Genomic DNA, 17,165 nt, shown 5'->3' on the forward strand with positions numbered 1-17,165 from the left:
ACGTGAAGAAACTCGTCAACAACAATGCGAACTGACACGAACCGGATCACGGGACACTAGCGGTAGCCGCCCAGTCCCTGGCGGCGGGCGCGCCAGGCCGCGTCGGCGGAGAGGTAGGGGGCGCCGGCGAGGATCAGTGGGAGCCAGGCCATCAGATAGGCGAGGTCGTTGCCGTAGTAGTAGGGGGTCGTCGCCCAGCTCACCGTGAGCCACAGGCTGAGCGAGATCAGCGCGCCGCCGAGCGCGGCCAGCCGGCCGAACAGACCGAGCAGGGTGCCGATGCCGACGACCAGTTCACCGAAGGCGATGGCGTAGCCGAAGCCGACCGGGGCCTTCAGGGCCAGGTCGACCAGGGCCGGGACGGCGGCGGAGTCGCGGGCCGCGCGCATGGTGTCGCCGATGGACCCGGCGCCGCCGGACTTCATGAAGGCGCTGTCGGTGAGCTTGTCCAGGCCGGCGTAGATGAACGTGACGCCGAGGAAGACGCGCAGCGGCAGCAGGGCGTAGTGGGCGGCGAGCTCCCGCCAGCCGCGGGGGCCGTGCAGCCGGTCCATGAGCGTGTCGGTCCGCATGCCGTGAGTCATCGTCGCCCGCCGCCTCTCGCCCGCCGTCCCACCCCTCACCTGACCATACGTACGACCGGGGGGCACAGTTCAATCCCATCCCGACGTTTTTCCGGATTTCGGCCCCGTGTACGAACCGTTCAGTCGGTCACCTGGACGATGCAGCGGTTGGTCGCCACGCCGGCCGCGGTGACCACCTGTACCTCCACCGCCCCGGGCTCCACATCGGCCGGTACGGGCACGGTCAGGGAGGTGTCGGTGGGGTTGCTGAAGCCGCCCGGGACCGGGACGAGCGGCACATGCACGTCGACGGTGCCGATCCGGACCACCGTGCGGGAGAGCCGGTCCGCGCTCTGGGCACCGGGCGGCACGAAACCGGCGCCGCGGATCTCGATGTCGTCGCCGGTGCGGATCGGCCCGTCCAGGTCGCCGGGTTCACGGACGCGGACCACGGACAGGACGACCGGGCGGCCGCCCTCGGCGTACTTGCCCGCCAGATAGGTCGCGGCCGAGATCAGCATCATCACGCCCAGCCCCCAGGGCAGGTCGGGCAGCTGGTCGGGCCGGCGGGCCAGTCGTACGGCGGCGAACAGCAGGGCGACGGCGCTGATCGCGACGTACTGGATGTCGGCGAAGGCGCCCCGGCCGGAGTCGTCGGTGAGCAGGTCGGCGGCGCGCGGCCGGTGCGCCGGCACCTTCTGCAGCCGCTGCGCGAGGACACGCAGGGCCACCACCCGGCGGACCAGGACGGCGATGCCGCACACCACGGCGAGGACGGTCACCACGCCCGCGCCGCGCGCCAGGTCGAGGCCGGAGATCAGCGCGTCGCGTTCGGCGTGGTCGGAGGCGGCGGCCAGCCGGGCGGCCAGCAGGAGCACGGCGTAGGCGACGAACAGCACCCAACAGGCGGCCACCGTACGGGAGGTGGACATCCGGTTGTCCTCGCCGATCACCGGGGCCACCGCCCCGCCGCGCGCCCGGTGCAGCCAGGAGGCGGCGCTGAGCGTGCCGGCGACGACGAGTGCGGCGGCCAGGGCCGCGGTGCGGGCGCCGGTCCAGCCCGCGCCGACGGCGGTGAGCGCCTCGCCGAGCAGCAGCGCGACGACCGCGCCCCATACCGCGCACACCGTACGCAGCCACAGCCGGGCGAGCCGGGCCTCGCCCTCGGCACGGCCGCGCCGGGCGACGGCCTCCGCCCGCTGGGTCAGTTCCTCGGAGACCCACTGGCGCGACGCCGAGGCCGAGTGCGCCACGGCCGCCGGCAGGCCCTGCCCGGCCGCGAACTCGTCGCGCAGGCGCAGAAACGCGGCGACGGCCCGCCGGTGACCCTCCCGGGCGCCGTGCGGGCAGTCCCCGCAGGTGCAGCCGCCCTCGTGCATCCCTCCGACACCCGTGTCCTGTCTCGCCTCCTGCACCGCCACGCCCGGCGCCCGCCTTCCCCACGACTCACCCGCACGGCCCGCGACCCTTCGACGGAGGGCCTCGCCGCCGCGCAACTCCCTTGCACCGACTGCGAATTGTGCCCTACGAAACGCCGCCCGGGACCGTCGGTCCGGGTCACGGCGGGTGAAGTACGGGCCGCCGTGTTGACCCGGCTGCGAGAATTTCCGTATGGCCGAGATCATCCAGCGGGACGGGACCTGGGCCTTCGACGGCAGCACGATCCGGATCACCCCCGGGCTGCACCGCTGCGTGCCGCTGTTCCGGCAGACGTACGGGGAGATCTCCGTACCGCTGGAGGCTGTCTCGGACGTCGTCCACGAACCCGAGCGGGGGCGGGGCCGGCTGCGGTTGCGGCTGCGTGAGGGCGCCGATCCGCTGCTGCAGGCAACGGGCGGGCGACTGCCGGACCAGGCCGATCCCTATCGGCTGACGGTGGCCGCGGACCGCGGCGGGGTCGCGGAGTACGTCGCCGAGGAGATCCGGCAGGCCCTGCTCCTCGACGGGATCCCCAAGGAGCGCACGGCCGCCTATCTGCTGCCGGGCCCGCCGGTGCCGGTGTCCGTGCGGTCCTCCGACGGCACGGTCTCCTTCGACGGCACCCAGGTCCGTATCGACTGGGCCGACTCCTCCGACCGGGTCAAACGGGCGACCGGCCCGCGGATCATCGCCCTCGGCGATCTGGTGCAGGTGGAGTGGCTGCCCAACTCCGGGTACGAGGACGGCTTCCTGCGGTTCGTGACCCCGGAGACGGTGTTCTCCAAGCTGCCGCCCGAGCGGGATCCCTACGCCCTGGACCTGTGGGGCAGTGTGCGGCGCGATCTGCTGACCGCGCTGGTCGCGACGGCCGTCACCGCCCGGCTGCCGCATCCCTCCGGCCGTCCGGGCGGCGGTCACGACGGCCTGGTGCCGCGCCGGGCGGTCGTACCGGCGCAGGCCGACCACCATGACGTACTGCTGCGCCGGCTGCGGGAGCTGGGCGAGCTGCACCGGGACGGGGTGCTCACGGACGAGGAGTTCACGCGGACCAAGGCGGTGGTGCTCAGGGGCTTCGACTGAGCGGGGCGGGCCGTCCCGTGGGCAGGGCCGGCCGTCCCGCCGCGGCGTCGGTCAGCTGAGCAGGTCCGGCTCGCTGCGGCTGATGTCCTGCCACAGGGGCTGGTAGTTGATCCAGGCCACCAGGTCGCCGCCGAGCTGTTCCCGGGTGGCGACGGCCAGCTTGTGGTCGATGAGGACGGGGCGGCCGGCCGCCTTCGCCATCAGCTGCACCTGACAGGACCGCTCCAGGGACATGAACCACCAGGCGGCGGCGTCCACCGAGTCGCCGACGGTGAGCAGTCCGTGGTTGCGCAGCACGAGCGCCTTGCGGGAGCCGAGGGCCCCGGCGATGCGGCGGCCCTCCTCGGCGTCGACGGTGACGCCGGTGTAGGCGTCGTAGAGCGCCACGTCCTCATAGAAGGCGCAGCTCTCCTGGGTGAGGGGGTCGATCAGCTCGCCGAGCGCGGCGAGAGCGCGGCCGTGCACGGAGTGGCAGTGGGCGACGGCGACGACGTCCGGGCGGGCGGCGTGCACCTGGGCGTGCACGGTGAACGCGGCCTGGTTGACGTGGTAGCGGCCCTCGACGACCTGCCCGTCCTGGTTGGCGAGGACGAGGTCGCCGACGGTGACGTGCTTGAACGGCATCCCGAACGGGTTGACCCAGAAGCAGTCGGAGAACTCCGGGTCGCGCGCGGTGATGTGCCCGGACACCCCGTCCTCGAAGCCCGCCCGCCCGAAGATCCGCAGGGCTCCGGCGAGGCGCTCCTTGCGATGCCGGCGTTCGTCCGCCATCGACTCGTGCATCGGCGGCATGGCGAACTGCAGCTGGTCGGTGGGCAGCGGCAGGGGCGGGGTGGGCCCGTGCATAGGTCCTCCTGCACTGGGATTGCGTACGGCCGGAAGTTACCGCCGGTCAGCGCAAAAGGGCAGAGTTGTTTTGTAAAGATGACGTACGCGGCGGATACCCGACAGAAGATGTCCGGATTGTCGGTGAGACTGGCACGTATGACCCCTGTGAACTGGGCGGCCTTCGCCGGCGCCGCACCCGAACTGGCCGCGATCGCCGAGAAGCGCTTCGGCGCCCACCGCCACCATGTCCTCGCCACGCTCCGCAAGGACGGCTCGCCGCGCACCTCCGGTCTGGAGGCCGACTTCCGCGGGGGCGAGCTGTGGCTCGGCATGATGGCGGGCTCGCTGAAAGCCCTCGACCTGCGGCGCGACCCGCGCTTCGCGCTCCAGGCCAACCCCGGCGAGGGCACGGACCTGGCCGGTGGGGACGTGCGGATCAGCGGGCGGGCGTACGAGGTCGAGGAGGGCGCCGCCAAGGCCGCGTATGTGAAAGAGGTGGAACCGCCGGAGCCGTTCCACCTCTTCCGCACCGAGCTGACGGAGGTCGTACGGACCTGCGTCGAGGACGACACCTACCTCGTCGTCCAGGTCTGGAAGCCCGGAGCGCCGGTGCGCACGCTCAGGCGGACATGACCTTCGAAACCGGGGGGACTACTCCCACTCGATGGTGCCCGGGGGCTTGGAGGTGACGTCGAGGACGACCCGGTTGACGTCCCGCACCTCGTTGGTGATCCGGGTGGAGATACGGGCGAGGACCTCGTACGGCAGCCGGGACCAGTCGGCGGTCATGGCGTCCTCGGAGGAGACGGGGCGCAGCACGATCGGATGGCCGTAGGTGCGGCCGTCGCCCTGGACGCCGACCGAGCGGACGTCCGCGAGCAGCACCACCGGGCACTGCCAGATCTGGCGGTCCAGGCCGGCCGCGGTCAGCTCCTCGCGGGCGATCGCGTCGGCGTCCCGGAGCAGGTCCAGGCGCTCCTTGGTGACCTCGCCGACGATGCGGATGCCGAGGCCGGGGCCCGGGAAGGGCTGGCGCTGGACGATCTCCTCCGGCAGGCCCAGTTCCTGGCCGACCATGCGGACCTCGTCCTTGAACAGCTTGCGCAGCGGCTCGACGAGCTGGAACTCCAGGTCCTCGGGCAGGCCGCCGACGTTGTGGTGCGACTTGATGTTGGCGGTGCCGGTGCCGCCGCCGGACTCGACGACGTCGGGGTAGAGCGTGCCCTGGACGAGGAACTCGACCGCCGGGCCCTCGTCGGCGATGATCTCGGCCTGCGCCTGCTCGAAGACGCGGATGAACTCACGGCCGATGATCTTGCGCTTCTCCTCGGGCTCCGAGACACCCTTGAGCGCGGTCAGGAAGCGCTCCTCGGCGTCGACGACGACCAGCTTGACGCCGGTCGCGGCCACGAAGTCCTTCTCGACCTGCTCGGTCTCGCCCTTGCGCATCAGGCCGTGGTCGACGTACACGCAGGTCAGCTGGTCGCCGATGGCACGGGCGACAAGGGCGGCGGCGACCGCGGAGTCCACGCCGCCGGACAGACCGCAGATCGCGCGCTTGTCGCCGACCTGCTCGCGGATCGCGGCGACCTGCTCCTCGATCACATTGCCCGTGGTCCAGGACGGGGTCAGACCCGCGCCGCGGTACAGGAAGTGCTCCAGGACCTGCTGGCCGTGCGTGGAGTGCATGACCTCGGGGTGGTACTGGACGCCGTAGAGCTTCTTCTCGTCGTTCTCGAACGCGGCGACCGGGACGACGTCCGTGGCGGCGCTGACCGTGAAGCCCTCGGGGGCGGCGGAGCAGGCGTCGCCGTGCGACATCCACACGTGCTGCTCGGCCGGGGTGCCCTCGAAGAGGGTGGAGGAGGTCCGGGAGACATGCAGGTCGGTGCGGCCGTACTCGCGGGCGCCGGTGTTGTCGACGGTGCCGCCGAGGACCTCCGCCATGAGCTGGAAGCCGTAGCACATGCCGAAGACGGGGACGCCGGCCTCGAAGATCGCGCGGTCGAGGCGGGGGGCGCCCTCCTCGTACACGGACGAGGGGCCGCCGGAGAGGATGATCGCCGCCGGGTTCTTGGCGAGCATCTCGGCGACCGGCATGGTGCTCGGCACGATCTCGCTGTAGACCCGGGCCTCGCGGACGCGACGGGCGATGAGCTGGGCGTACTGCGCGCCGAAGTCGACGACCAGGACGGTGTCGGGGGTGGCGGCAGCGGGAGTCGCTGATGACACGGGGTGCCTTCCGGCGGTCGGGCGGGGGTCTGTGGTTCCGATTCTAACGGGGCGGGCGCGGGAGGCGTCTCGTGAGCCGGGGCGGCAAGGGAGCAGCGGCGGGAGGGGAGCCGGGCCGGGCCCGGGGCGGGAGGGGGGCAGGGGCCGCCGTGGCATACTGGCCGCATGCTCGCGCACTCGACCTTCCTCTTTACCTATGGCAACCGGCCCGCCGGCTGCCATGGTCGTGCTGCTTGAGCCAACCGCCAAGCGACTTCCCAGGCGCCCCGGGCCGACAAGGCCCGGGGCGCCTGTCGTTTTCCGGGGTCTGTCGTTCCGGGGCATCCACCTTCCCGATCAAGGAGCCCTACGTGACCACCACCACCGCGGAAGCGACCATCGCCGACGCCCGTGAGCGCATCGACGCGCTCGACGACCGGATCATCGGCCTCATCCAGGAACGGATGGCCGTGTCCACCGTCGTCCAGGAGGCCCGTATCGCCTCGGGCGGCCGACGCGTGCACCTCTCCCGCGAGATGGAGATCCTCGGCCGCTACCGGGAGGCGCTCGGCAAGCCGGGTACCGGCCTCGCGATGACCCTGCTGGAGCTGTGCCGGGGCCGGATCTGAGTTCGATCACCGTCTCACCCGTACGGCGCGTGACCGGTGTGCGCACCGCTTCGTTGAGGGGGTGTCCGTGCCAGCCAGGGGCGGGCCCGAAGAGAACCACGCGTGGCTCGCTGGGGCGATGAGGCGTACGGGTCGTGCCGTGCGCCGTGGGACCTCGCTCCAGGGAAGTGACCGGACGGCAGGGGACAGCAGCCCGGTCACCCAAGAGAACGGCCGGCCCCGGGGACGCCCGGGGCCGGCCGACGGAAAACCTCAGATGTGCACCACGGACCATGTGCACCACGGACCATGTGCACCACGGAACCAGCGGCGCAACCCCCCGGCGCCGCCCCAGGCACCGACGCTGCCCTGACGTCGGTGCTGACCGAAAGAAGGGCCCCGCGGCCTCTCCGTCCCGCGGGGCCCTTCGTCATGCCCGGCAGGCGATGAATCGTCAGGCCCTACAAGCGAGGAACGTGAGTCACGTCACATGAAAATCAGGCGCCACTGGAGCAACCGTTGAGGGTCCTCGCTGATCAAACCTGCCGAGCCGGCCAGACGGCGCGAGGGACCTGCCTTCGGAGGGGGATGCAGGTCCCTCTTCACTACTTCTTCGGCCGTACCGCCGGCATCCCCAGGAACGGAAGGCGCAGGGCGCCGAAGGCGTCCTGCGGGACCGCGGGAGCCTGCGGCTCCACCGGCTTCAGCCGCTCGTAGGCCGCGCCCGGCACCGGACGCGCGTCCTCCTCACCCTTGTTCGGCCAGAACGACATCGCGCGCTCGGCCTGCGCCGTGATCGTCAGCGAGGGGTTCACCCCCAGGTTCGCCGAGACCGCGGCGCCGTCCACGACCGAGATGCCGGGGTGGCCGTAGAGGCGGTGGTACGGGTCGATCACCCCGGTGTCCGCCGAGTCGCCGATCGGGCAGCCGCCGAGGAAGTGCGCGGTCAGCGGGGTGCCCATCAGCTCGCCGACGTTGCTGCCGGCGAAGCCGTTGATCTCTGCCGCGAGCGCGGAGGCGGCCTCGGTGGCGGCCTTGATCTGCTTGGGGTTCGGCGAACCGTGGCCCTGCCGCGCGGTGAGCAGGCCCTTCCCGACGCCGTCCGGCTTCAGGTACGTCGTCAGCGAGTTGTCCAGCGACTGCATGACCAGGCCGATGATGGTCCGCTCGGACCAGCGCCGGTTGGACAGGGAGCGCAGCACCAGCAGCGGGTGCCTGGCCGCGTTCGTCAGCCAGGCCAGGGCCCGGGAGGAACCCTCGGCGTAGGGCACCTGGAGGATCGACAGGCCGCCCATGGAGTTCGAGCCCTTGCCGTAACGGACCGGCTCGATATGGGTGTTCGCGTCGGGGTGGATCGAGGACGTGATGGCGACACCGCGCGTGAAGTCGGCCTGCGGCTCACCGGTCGCCTTGCGGTAGCGGCGGTTGTCGGTCTGCGCGCCGACCAGCGCCTCGGAGTTGGTGCGGGTCAGATCGCCGAGGCGGGCGGAGAGGTACGGCAGCTGGCCGCCGGCCTTCATCCGGTGCAGCAGGGTCTGGGTGCCGTACGTGCCGGCGGCGAGGACGACCCTGCGGGCGGTGAAGAGCCGGCCCTCGCCCTTCTTCTTCCGGTCCGTCGGCAGGGTCGCCACCGCGTAGCCGCCCCGTGAGTCGTCCGTGACGGACACGACCGTCGTCATCGGATGCACCACCGCGCCCGCCTTCTCGGCGAGGTGGAGGTAGTTCTCGTTCAGGGTGTTCTTCGCGCCGTGCCGGCAGCCGGTCATGCACTCGCCGCACTCGGTGCAGGCGTTGCGGGACGGGCCGGCGCCGCCGAAGTACGGGTCGGCGACCTGCCCGCCCGCACCCGCCCGCGCCGTGCCGTCGGCGTCCTTGCCGTCGCCGAAGAACACGCCGACCGGTGCCAGGTGGAAGGTGTCGCCGACGCCCATCTGCTGGGCCGCCGCCTTCAGATGCACGTCGGAGGGGGTCATCGTCGGGTTGAGCCGTACGCCGAGCATGCGCTGGGCCTGGTCGTAGTACGGCTTCAACTCCTCCTGCCAGTCGGTGATGTCCCGCCACTGGGGGTCGTCGAAGAAGGCCTTCGGCGGTACGTAGAGGGTGTTGGCGTAGTTGAGCGAGCCGCCGCCGACACCCGCGCCCGCGAGGACCATGACGTTGCCCAGCAGGTGGATCCGCTGGATGCCGTACATGCCGAGTTTCGGGGCCCAGAGGTAGTTCTTCAGGTCCCAGGAGTTGCGGGGCAGGCTCGCGCGGGTGAAACGGCGCCCGGCTTCCAGGACGCCTACCTTGTAGCCCTTCTCGGTCAGCCGGAGGGCGGATACGGAACCGCCGAAACCGGAGCCGACGATCAGGACGTCGTAGTCGTAGGCGTCTTGCGGCACGGGTGTCTCCTCGTTGAGTTTCGCGTGCGGGCCGGCTGTGGAAGCAGGTGGGTCACCTGAACCGGAATGCCTTCATCAGGCGGAGACTGCGGCTCATGAACTGCGCGTAGGCCTCGTCCGTCATGCCCAGCGACGGCGCCATCGGCAGCAGGCGCTGCTGGGCCACCGTCTGGGCCTCCGTGTACTTGAGGATGCCCTCGGAGCCGTGGCGGCGGCCGAGGCCGGAGTCCTTCATGCCGCCCATCGGGGACTGGACGCTGCCGTAGGCGGGTGCGTAGCCCTCGTTGACGTTGACCGTGCCGGTGCGCAGCCGGGCGGCGACCTCGCGGCCGCGGCCGGCGCTCCTCGTCCAGACCGAGGAGTTGAGGCCGTACGGAGTGGCGTTGGCGCGCTCGATCACCTCGTCGTCGGAGGAGAAGCGGTAGACCGACACGACCGGGCCGAAGGTCTCCTCCTCGCACACGGCCATGGAGTCCTCGACGCCGTCGAGGATGGTCGGTTCGAAGAAGTACGGGCCGATGTCCGGGCGGGCCCTGCCGCCCGCGACCACCGTCGCGCCCTTCGCCACGGCCTCCTCGACATGCCGCTCCACGGTCTTCAGCTGGCGCTCGCCGACCAGCGAGCCCATGTCGGCGCCGTAGGTGAGGGAGTTGCCGAGCCGCATGGCCCGGGTGCGGGCGGCGAAGCGCTCCAGGAAGGCGTCGGCGACCGATGCGTGGACGTAGAGCCGCTCGATGGAGATGCAGAGCTGTCCGGCCGAGGAGAAGCAGGCGCGTACGGCGCCGGCGGCGGCCTTCTCGATGTCGGCGTCGTCCAGGACCAGCATGGCGTTCTTGCCGCCGAGTTCGAGGGACACGCCGACCAGCCGGGCGGCCGCTCCCTGGGCGACCTCGCGGCCGGTGCGGGTGGAGCCGGTGAAGGAGACGTAGTCGGCGTGCCTGACGATCTCCGGGCCGACGACCGGGCCCTCGCCGAGCACGACCTGGAAGACGCCCTCGGGCAGACCGGCCTCGATCAGCAGGTCACGCGCCCAGAGAGCGGTGAGGCAGGTCTCGGTGTCCGGCTTCATCACGACCGCGTTGCCGGCCACGAAGGCGGGCAGGGCGTCGCCGACGGACAGCTCCAGCGGGTAGTTCCAGGGGGCGATCTGGCCCACGACCCCGCGCGGGTGGCGCAGTTCGGTGACCTTCGTGAGAGTCGGGATGGCGCCGGTGTGCCGCTTGGGCTTCAGATAGGCGGCGGCCCGGCGGCCGTAGTGGCGGGCCGCGACGGCGACGGCCTGGACCTCCTCGTGCGCGTGCAGCCGGGCCTTGCCGGTCTCCAGCTGGATGAGGTCGAGCACCTCGGCCTGCCGCTGCAGCACTAGGTCGTGGAAGCGCAGCAGGACGGCGGCCCGCTGTCCCACCGGAGTCTTCTCCCACACGGCCTGCGCGGTGCGCGCGGCCTCGAAGGCCCCCCGTACGTCCTCGGGTGTGGACTCGGGCAGGTCGGCCAGCTTCTCGCCGGTGAAGGGGGTGTGGTTCGCGGTACGGCCCGAGCCGACGACACCCTTGGTGAGCTGGGCCACCAGCTCCGGGGTGACCACGTCGGCGGCGGTGCGGGCGCCTTCGGGGGCGGGCGCGAGGGGGTTGGTGCGGGTGCTGTCCGGGGCCTGCGTGTCCGTCATGACGCGCAGGGTATGCCGGAGCGCAGCCTTTGTGTACCCGTCGGTAACGCGGATTCACCGACTGCACACATACCGCCAGTGATCACTGGCAGGGAATGCGCTGATCAGCGTGTTGACGCCGCGGTGTGCAGAACGATCATTCGAGTCCGGCTTTTTTCGCCAGAAGCAGGCCGAGCGCGGTGCGCGGGGTGCGGCGGGGGGTGGGTGCGGGTTCGGGCGCCGAAGCAGGTGCAGGTGCAGGTGCCGGCGGGGACGAGGACGGGGGCGCGGGCGGGGGTGCGGCCTCGGGTTCCGTGGCCGGTGCGGGCGTCAGGCCCAGGTAGGTCCGCAGCGCCGCCGCGACATCCGCCGCTCCGGGGCGCGCCGACGGCTCGTCGGCGTGCAGCCGGTCCAGCAGGGGGCCCAGCGGGCCGGGGTCCGTGTCCCCCACGGCGGCCCGGAGCAGCGCGCCCAGGGACCACAGGTCGGAGGCCGGGCCGGCGCCGGGACCCGCGGCGCGCTCGGGGGCGACGAAACCGGCGGGCAGCTCGCCCGGATGTCCGTCACCGGTCCCGAAGTCGGTGACGACCACCCGCCCGGTGCCGGACTCCAGCAGGACGTTGGCCGGTTTGACGTCCCGGTGCACGATGCCGACGGTGTGGGCGGCGCGCAGCGCGCCGAGGACGGCGAGCCCGATCCGAGCGGCCTCGTCCGGCGGAAGAGGGCCGCGCCGCAGCACCTCCCGCAGCGACTCGCCCTCCACCAACTCCATGACGATCCAGGGCACATGCCCCTCCATGACGACGTCGCACACCTCGACGGCCGAGGGATGGCGCACCCGGGCCGCGACGCGGGCCTCCCGGTAGAGCCGGTGGGCGATACGACGGCTCTCCTCGTCGTCGGCCGGATCCCCGGGCAGCAGCGGCTCCTTGAGGGCGACCCGGCGGCCCCGCGCCTGTTCGTCCCGGGCCCGCCAGACGGTCCCGGTGGGGCCGGACCCGAGACGTCCGGCCAGCCGGTAACGGCCGCCGATCAGACGGGCGCCGGGCGGGCGTTCGCTCAGATGTGCGTCGGGCGGGTGTACGCCGTCTCCACTCATGCCACATGAGTACCGTGCGCACCACGCCGTTGTCGAAGCGGGAGGTCGGGCCGCCCATCGGTGGAATCAGGGCTTGCCGATGTCCAGGTTCGCGATCGCCGCCTTGGCCACCTCCCGGCCGCGCGCCGTGAAGTCGCCCTTGCCCGGGTAGCCGACCGTCAGCGTGTACATGTCTCCGGCAGCGGTGCGGTAGTAGAAGATCTGCAGTTCGCGCGGGCGCGGGTTCTGACTGTCGTCGGTCGTGTAGACGACGGTGTTCCGCGCGGCCTGCGCACCGTGGTACGTGGGCGTGTCGTCCGGGTTCGTGCGCGCGCCCTTGGGCATCTGGAGGGTGTACTCGCCCTCGCCGCGGAACTTCTCGTCGTCGGCGTACATCTGGGACCGGGCGCTGTTCTTGATGTCGTTCAGGGAGCCGTCCGCCTTGCGGGACACATGCAGCTGGACCCAGACGCCGCCGCTCCAGTCCTCGTACGTCACCCAGTTCTTGTCGGTGGCGTCCTTGGCGGGCCGGACGGCCTGGTAGGACGCGGGCACGGCGACGGTGGCGCCGAGCTTCGCCTCCGGTTTCCTCCCCCAGCCTTCGGGCAGCGGGCCCGCGAAGGGATCGGCGAGCACCAAATACGCCACCACGGCCGCCGCGACCAGCGCCGCACCCAGGCCGAGCCACACGGCCCGGCCGAGGCGCCGGACGGGGGCGGCGGGGCCGGCGTGGTCGGCGGAAGCAGCGGTGGCGGTGACCTCGACGCGCTGGGTGGGCACCGGCGGCGCCGGGGGCTCGGCCGCCTTCGTCAGCAGCGCGCGGACCCGGTCCGCCGGCAGCCGGTGCGCGGGATCCTTCCGGAGCAGCCCGTCGATGACCTCGGCCAGCGGGCCGGAGGCGGACGCGGGCGCGGCCGGCGTGGAGTTGAGGACGGACTGAAGGGTGGCCGGGGTGTTGCTGCGGCGGAACGGCGACACGCCCTCGGTGGCCGTGTAGAGCAGCACGCCCAGGGACCACAGGTCGCTCGCCGGGCCGGGCCGCTGCCCCAGCACCCGTTCCGGGGCGATGTACTCGGGCGAGCCGACGAAGCCTCCGGTGTCGGTCAGTTGGGTGTCGCCCTCGATGCGCGCGATCCCGAAGTCCGTGAGGACCACCCGGTCGTACCGGCCCAGCAGGACGTTGTCGGGCTTGACGTCCCGGTGCAGGACGCCCGCCGCGTGCGCCGCCTCCAGGGCGCCGAGCACCTGGAGGCCGATCCGGGCCGCCTCGGGCGCACCCAGCGTGCCCTCGCGCAGGGCGTCCCCGAGGGTACGGCCGCGCACCAGCTCCATCACGATCCAGGGCCGGCCGTCGACGACCGCGACGTCATGGACGTTCACCACCGCCGGGTGGTCGAGCCGGGCCGCCGCGCGGGCCTCGCGGCGCATGCGTTCGAAGGCGTTGGCCCGTTCCTGTTCGGGAAGGTGGTCGGGCACCCGAGGCTCCTTGACGGCGACCTCCCGGTCCACCGTCTCGTCCTTGGCCCGCCACACGGTCCCCATGCCGCCGTGGCCCAGCTTGCCGAGCAGCCGGTAGCGGCCGTCGACGAGCCGCCCGGCGCCCGCCTCCGGTTGCCGCCCCGGTGCGTCCGCACGCGACGCCGGCGGTTGCAGAACAAAACTCGTCGTGTCGTCGGCCCCCTGGCCGGCTCCCCCGTCACTGCTCATGCGTCATCCATATCGCGCCGGGCCCGCACCCAGCCACCGAGAAAGCCAACGGTCACGAAGCCGTGACCGAGCCGCCGTCAGGCGCCCGCGTGAAAGGTGTCGAGCGCCACGTCGAAGTACTCCCGGGCCTCCCGCACCTTGCCGACCGGCGCAGACACCCACACGTCGTACATCCGCCCGGCCTCCTCCCAGCACAGGTCGTAGGTGTGGCGCGGGCCTTCCGCCGCGCTGTAGCCGGCCCAGCTGAACTCCCAGAGCGCGGCGGGGTGTCCGTCGTGCGTGGTGGGGGTGACCTGGCCGTCGTGGTAACCGGGGTTGGTGTCGGGGCCCTTGGCGGCCGAGCGCCGCAGCACCGCCTGGGGGCCGCCCGGTTGGGGATCGGCCACCTTGACGCCGAGCCGGAAGGTCTCCCCGGGCGAGAGGTAGAAGACCCGCTCGCCCTGCGGGCTGCGGGTGAAGTCCTTCGGCACGGCGAGGGAGAAACCGGCCGGGTCCCGGGCCGTGCGATAGCCGGAGGGCGCGGTGTGCGAGCCGGCCGAGGCCGTCGCACCGCCGGGCGTGGGTGTGGGGCGCGGGGAGTCGGGCGGCGGGGAGGAGGCCGGGGGTGCGGTCGGGCTGGTGCCGGTCCCGGTCACCGGGGAGGTCGCCGTGCCGCCGGGGCTGCCGCCGCCCCCGTCCCCGCTCCCGTGCAGCAGCAGCGCCGCCGCCGACACACCGGCCCCGGCCAGCGCGGCGACGAGCAGGGCCGCGATCAGCACGCCGCGCGTCGAGGTGCGGGCCGGGACCTCCGCCGCCGCCCCGGACCCGGTGGGCGACGGGGATCCGCCGTGCGGAAGGTCCCGCTGGGTCGGCGTGTAGGCGGCGGCGTGCGCCGTACGGCCCCCCGCCCCACCGGAGTTCGCGGTACGCCCTCCGGCCGCGTCGGACACCGGCGTACGGCCCCCGCCGATCCGGTGACCGCGCCCGGCGGCCGGCGCGCCGGCCGTGCCCGGCGCCTCGGGAGTCCGGCCCGTCTCCAGGAACGTGAGCAGCATCTGCTCGGCATCCGCCGCGCCGAGCCGCCGGTCGGGATCGCGCTCCAGCAGCCCCCGTACGACCGGCAGCAGCGGCTCGGCCTCGGCGGGCGGCCGGATGTCCGCGGCGACGACGGCGTGCAGGATGCCGCCGAGCGAGTCCCGCCGGAACGGCGACTCGCCGCTGAGCAGGGTGCACAGCAGCGCGCCCAGCGACCACAGGTCGGACTCCGGCCCGGTGCGCAGCCCCGACATCCGTTCCGGCGCGGTGTACTCGGGCGAGCCGACGAAGGACCCGGTCTCGGTGAGCGTGGTGGCGCCCGCGACCTGGGCGATACCGAAGTCGGTCAGCACGACCCGGCCGGTGTCGGACTCCAGCAGGACGTTCGCGGGCTTGATGTCCCGGTGCAGCACCCCCGCCTCGTGCGCGGTGCGCACCGCGCTGAGAAGGGCGACACCGACCCGCGCGGCCTCGGCGGCGTCGAGGGGGCCCTGCCGGGAGATCCGGTCGGCGAGCGAGCCCCCCTCGACCAACTCCATGACCAGGTAAGGGCGTTCGTCCTGTTCCACCACGTCATGCACGACGATGATGTGCGGATGCCGCAGCCGGCCGACCGCCCGTGCCTCACGGAAGGTGCGGTCCTGGCGGCGCCGCGCGTCGTCCTCGGAGAGGGAGTCGTCCGGGAGGAGTTCCTTGACCGCGACCCGGCGCGCCAGCAGTTCGTCGGTGGCCCGCCACACGACGCCCATGCCGCCACGCCCGATGCGTGCCTCCAGGCGATAGCGGCCCGCGATCACCCGGTAGTCGGCAGCCTCGGTCCCCATGCGCCCCATCATGCCGCACCGGGCCCATGCGCTCCGGGGCGCCGATCAGCCAAGCCGCACCGCTCAACCAGCGGTTTTCAGCCGTATCAGCCGCCGTTCGGCTGCTGCCAGCTCTGCAGCACCCACGTGAACTCCTTGCTGGTCTTCGCCCAGTCCTTGGCCGGCGTCGACAAGTAGAGGGCGTACTCGATGCCCGCCCGCGAGTAGTACGTCTCCTCGATCGCGTGCCGCGGACCGGCGACATGCGGCGGGTCCTTCTTCAGCGCGGTCCAGGTGTACTCCCACAGCGCACCCGGGCGGTCGCGGTAGATGTTCGCCTTCATGGCCACGTTCTTGTAGTCGACCAGCTTCTGGATCTGCTGTTCCAGGTCCTGCTGGTGCTGGAGCGGGGTGGCGAAGTCCGGGGAGCCGTCGATGGCGATGCGGACGAAGTGCTTTCCGCCGTCCGGGCTGTAGTCGATCTGCTTGAGGTCGCCCTGGATCCCGTAGACCGTCCGCTTCCAGCCCTTGGGCAGGGAGAGGCTGAAACCGAGCGGGTCACGATAGGTCTGCCAGCTGTCCGGGATCGTGCCCTCCGGGCCCGGCGCGGTGCTGTCGCTCGCGGACGTGGCCGGGCTCGCGCCCCCGGCCGACCCGGTGTTCTGCTCCGCGGCGCCGCCCCACTCCTGGACGGCCACCGCCGCGCCCCCACCGAGCACGGCCGCGACGGCGACGACCAGCGCGAGGGTGCGCAGCCGGCGCCGGGGCCGGGCCGGCGCCGGGGTCAGGGACGCCGGGGCGACGGCCGTCTGCCCGGTCATGGAACGGCCCGGACCCGCCGGTGCCGTGACGCCGTGGCCGAGGCTGGTCCCGGTGGTGCCGTAGCCCGTCGCGGACATAGTGCCCGTCCCGTTCGCGTACAGGCCGGACCCCTGGGTCGGGACGAACTCCTGGGCCGTGTGCGGGCGGCGGCCCTCCGCCGCCTCGGCGAGCATCTGCTCCGCCTCCGCAGCGCTCGGCCGCTGAGCCGGTTCCTTGCGCAGCAGGGCGGATATGACGGGGCCGAGCACACCGGAGTGGCGCGGCTCGTCGGCATCCTCCTCGACGACCGCCTGCATGGTGCTCAGCGGTGAGGTCCGGCGGAACGGGGAGCGGCCCTCGACCGCCGTGTACAGCGTGGCGCCCAGCGCCCACAGGTCCGAGGCGGGGCCGGGGTCGTGGCCGCGCACCCGCTCGGGCGCGAGGTAGTCGACCGAGCCGACGACCTCTCCGGTGCGGGTGATGGTGGAGTCGCCCTCGATCTGCGCGATGCCGAAGTCGGTGAGCAGCACCCGGCCGTCACGGCCGAGCAGGACGTTTCCGGGCTTGACGTCCCGGTGCAGGACGCCGGCCGAGTGCGCGGCGCGCAGCGCACGCAGCACCCACAGCCCGATCCGCGCGGCCTCCCGTGGCTCGACGCGCCCTTGCTCCTTGACGGCGTCGGCCAGCGAGTGGCCCTCGATCAGCTCCATGACGATCCACGGGCGGCCGTCATGCTCCAGCACGTCGTGCACGGTGACGACGGCGGAGTGGTTGATGCGCGCGGCGGCGCGGGCCTCGGCCCGGGTGCGGGCCAGCAGTACGGCCTGGTCGCTGTCGGACACGTAGAGCGCGGCGGTCAACTCCTTTACGGCGACCTTCCGGTGCAACACCTCGTCGTGGGCACGCCATACCCGGCCCATGCCGCCGCTGCCGATGGAATCGGCGAGTCGGTAGCGGCCCGCTATGAGCAGGCCCTGCATCTGATTCACGTTGCCCCGCAATGCTCTTGACAGGGTCAGATTAA

Annotated in this window: 13 protein-coding genes; 3 read left to right on the forward strand and 10 right to left on the reverse strand. The window is 72.5% G+C overall.

Features of this window, described 5'->3' with window-relative positions; genetic code table 11:
- Nucleotides 1–56 precede the first annotated feature (56 nt).
- On the reverse strand, nucleotides 57–584 hold the full coding sequence (locus tag IE277_RS38710) for a DoxX family protein (RefSeq protein ID WP_189958443.1): 528 nt from the start codon (nucleotides 582–584) through the stop codon (nucleotides 57–59).
- 119 nt (nucleotides 585–703) lie between these two features.
- Entirely contained in the window at nucleotides 704–1,984 is a 1,281-nt protein-coding gene (locus IE277_RS38715) for a hypothetical protein (RefSeq protein WP_189958444.1), read from the reverse strand.
- A gap of 190 nt (nucleotides 1,985–2,174) precedes the next feature.
- On the opposite strand from IE277_RS38715, the gene IE277_RS38720 reads away from it, so the two are divergent.
- Nucleotides 2,175–3,062 carry a DUF4429 domain-containing protein gene (locus IE277_RS38720; RefSeq protein WP_189958445.1) on the forward strand — a complete coding sequence of 296 codons (888 nt, stop codon included), beginning with the start codon at nucleotides 2,175–2,177 and terminating at the stop codon, nucleotides 3,060–3,062.
- Between the two features lie 51 nt (nucleotides 3,063–3,113).
- Here the strand turns inward: IE277_RS38720 and IE277_RS38725 are convergent, their stop codons facing one another.
- Complete coding sequence (locus IE277_RS38725; RefSeq protein WP_189958446.1) at nucleotides 3,114–3,908, reverse strand: class II aldolase/adducin family protein; 795 nt, start codon at nucleotides 3,906–3,908, stop codon at nucleotides 3,114–3,116.
- A 138-nt stretch (nucleotides 3,909–4,046) separates the two neighbouring features.
- On the opposite strand from IE277_RS38725, the gene IE277_RS38730 reads away from it, so the two are divergent.
- Nucleotides 4,047–4,523: a pyridoxamine 5'-phosphate oxidase family protein gene (locus IE277_RS38730; protein WP_189958447.1), complete on the forward strand. Its 477-nt coding sequence runs from the start codon at nucleotides 4,047–4,049 to the stop codon at nucleotides 4,521–4,523.
- An 18-nt stretch (nucleotides 4,524–4,541) separates the two neighbouring features.
- On the opposite strand, the gene guaA is transcribed toward IE277_RS38730, so the two are convergent.
- The gene (guaA, locus tag IE277_RS38735) at nucleotides 4,542–6,122 is read right to left on the reverse strand and encodes a glutamine-hydrolyzing GMP synthase (RefSeq protein ID WP_189958448.1); all 1,581 of its coding nucleotides are present in this window, start codon (nucleotides 6,120–6,122) and stop codon (nucleotides 4,542–4,544) included.
- 350 nt (nucleotides 6,123–6,472) lie between these two features.
- Here guaA and IE277_RS38740 point away from each other — a divergent pair, with 350 nt between their 5' ends.
- Nucleotides 6,473–6,730, forward strand: coding sequence for a chorismate mutase (locus tag IE277_RS38740; RefSeq protein ID WP_189958449.1), 258 nt, complete (start codon nucleotides 6,473–6,475; stop codon nucleotides 6,728–6,730).
- Between the two features lie 584 nt (nucleotides 6,731–7,314).
- Here the strand turns inward: IE277_RS38740 and IE277_RS38745 are convergent.
- The 6 genes from IE277_RS38745 to IE277_RS38770 all read right to left on the reverse strand — a co-directional run bounded on the left by IE277_RS38745 (nucleotide 7,315) and on the right by IE277_RS38770 (nucleotide 17,121).
- A complete protein-coding gene (locus IE277_RS38745; RefSeq protein ID WP_189958450.1) occupies nucleotides 7,315–9,093 on the reverse strand; it encodes a GMC family oxidoreductase N-terminal domain-containing protein in 1,779 nt (592 codons plus the stop codon).
- Between the two features lie 52 nt (nucleotides 9,094–9,145).
- Nucleotides 9,146–10,759 (reverse strand): succinic semialdehyde dehydrogenase, encoded by a 1,614-nt coding sequence (locus tag IE277_RS38750; protein ID WP_189958451.1) that lies wholly within the window; start codon nucleotides 10,757–10,759, stop codon nucleotides 9,146–9,148.
- 136 nt (nucleotides 10,760–10,895) lie between these two features.
- Entirely contained in the window at nucleotides 10,896–11,837 is a 942-nt protein-coding gene (locus IE277_RS38755; protein WP_189958452.1) for a serine/threonine-protein kinase, read from the reverse strand.
- Between the two features lie 66 nt (nucleotides 11,838–11,903).
- A complete protein-coding gene (locus IE277_RS38760) occupies nucleotides 11,904–13,523 on the reverse strand; it encodes a serine/threonine-protein kinase (RefSeq protein WP_189958453.1) in 1,620 nt (539 codons plus the stop codon).
- A 77-nt stretch (nucleotides 13,524–13,600) separates the two neighbouring features.
- The gene (locus IE277_RS38765) at nucleotides 13,601–15,361 is read right to left on the reverse strand and encodes a serine/threonine-protein kinase (protein ID WP_189958454.1); all 1,761 of its coding nucleotides are present in this window, start codon (nucleotides 15,359–15,361) and stop codon (nucleotides 13,601–13,603) included.
- A gap of 86 nt (nucleotides 15,362–15,447) precedes the next feature.
- Nucleotides 15,448–17,121, reverse strand: a complete 1,674-nt coding sequence (locus tag IE277_RS38770) for a serine/threonine-protein kinase (protein WP_189958455.1) — start codon at nucleotides 17,119–17,121, stop codon at nucleotides 15,448–15,450.
- Nucleotides 17,122–17,165: the final 44 nt, after the last annotated feature.

It is taken from the genome of Streptomyces alanosinicus (assembly GCF_014650595.1).
Lineage (GTDB): Bacteria > Actinomycetota > Actinomycetes > Streptomycetales > Streptomycetaceae > Streptomyces > Streptomyces alanosinicus.

Excerpts from the sequence above, each read along its gene's own strand:
- IE277_RS38710 (WP_189958443.1), bottom strand. The coding sequence starts at position 584 with ATGACTCACGGCATGCGGACCGACACGCTCATGGACCGGCTGCACGGC.
- IE277_RS38720 (WP_189958445.1), top strand. The coding sequence starts at position 2,175 with ATGGCCGAGATCATCCAGCGGGACGGGACCTGGGCCTTCGACGGCAGC.
- IE277_RS38725 (WP_189958446.1), bottom strand. The coding sequence starts at position 3,908 with ATGCACGGGCCCACCCCGCCCCTGCCGCTGCCCACCGACCAGCTGCAG.
- IE277_RS38730 (WP_189958447.1), top strand. The coding sequence starts at position 4,047 with ATGACCCCTGTGAACTGGGCGGCCTTCGCCGGCGCCGCACCCGAACTG.
- IE277_RS38750 (WP_189958451.1), bottom strand. The coding sequence starts at position 10,759 with ATGACGGACACGCAGGCCCCGGACAGCACCCGCACCAACCCCCTCGCG.
- IE277_RS38755 (WP_189958452.1), bottom strand. The coding sequence starts at position 11,837 with ATGAGTGGAGACGGCGTACACCCGCCCGACGCACATCTGAGCGAACGC.
- IE277_RS38760 (WP_189958453.1), bottom strand. The coding sequence starts at position 13,523 with ATGAGCAGTGACGGGGGAGCCGGCCAGGGGGCCGACGACACGACGAGT.
- IE277_RS38765 (WP_189958454.1), bottom strand. The coding sequence starts at position 15,361 with ATGGGGACCGAGGCTGCCGACTACCGGGTGATCGCGGGCCGCTATCGC.
- IE277_RS38770 (WP_189958455.1), bottom strand. The coding sequence starts at position 17,121 with ATGCAGGGCCTGCTCATAGCGGGCCGCTACCGACTCGCCGATTCCATC.